Annotated in this window: 1 protein-coding gene; it reads left to right on the top strand. The window is 61.6% G+C overall.

All coding sequences use genetic code 11. From position 1 onward, the window contains the following. Positions 1–1,079: phage tail length tape measure family protein (locus tag AC3WXD_RS34575; RefSeq protein WP_492325695.1), on the top strand; the 1,079-nt coding region annotated here is incomplete at both ends.

The raw sequence follows: 1,079 nt of genomic DNA, 5'->3' as shown, positions 1-1,079 counted from the left end.
GCAGGCAGGCAAGAAGGTAGAAGCATCGGCTGCCCAAACTGCGAATGCGGTGCGCATGCTCCCGGCGCAGATCACCGACATCGCGGTTGGCCTCTCTACCGGTCAGTCGCCGTTCACCGTGTTGCTGCAGCAGGGCGGCCAACTCAAGGACATGTTCGGTGGCATCGGGCCGGCCATCTCTGCGACGGCCTCGTATGTCTCCGGGCTGGTCAACCCGATCACGCTCACGGCCGCCGCAGTTGCAGCGCTCGGCTATGCCTACTACAGCGGTAGCAAAGAGGCCAAGGAGTTCAATGACACTCTCCAGGTAACGGGGAACTACGCTGGCCTGACGGCTTCCGCCCTGCAAGCCATGTCGCGCCAGGTGTCGATGAATGCGCGCACGTCGTTCGGCGACGCTCGGGACACTCTGCTAGACCTTGCCAAGACCGGCCGATTCACTTCGAGTGAATTGGATGATCTGGCGAACGTGGTACTTCGCACGGCCAAGTTGACTGGTGAGTCGCTGGAAGACGTCAGCAAGGATTACGCCAAGGTGGCTGCTGATCCGGCGAAATGGGCGGCTGAGCACAATCAGGCAATGCACTTCATGGATGTGGCCACATACCAGCACATCAAGGCGTTGCAGGATGCCGGCGACAAGCATGCCGCAGTCCAAGCGGTGATCGACGCCGCGACGGCGCAGGTCGCAAATTCTTCGGTCGATCATCTGTCGAAAGCAGAGAAGGCGTGGCGTAGCCTCGCCTCGGGCGTTGAGCAATTCTGGGCCGAGGTGAAGAAGGGAGTCAGCACTGGCCCCACGCTGCAGGACAAGATCGACTCGCTCATGGGAGAGCGCAGCGACATTCAGGGCAACGGTCTCGCATCTGGCCGCATTGCCGAAATCGACAAACAGGTGGCACTCCTGCAGGAGCAACAGCGCCTTGAGCAGCGGGCCGCGGAGTCGGCCTCCGCCAGTGCGCAGAAGCAAGAGGCAGCCGTTGCGGCACAGGTCCGTATCGACAAGATGCGCGACGAGGTGATGTCGAACGCCCAGAAGCGGCAGAAGGAACTGGAAAAGCTGCAGAAGGACCGAGCCG

It is taken from the genome of Cupriavidus sp. FW216-B1, assembly GCF_058789195.1.
This window is presented reverse-complemented; position numbering and strand designations above follow the sequence as displayed.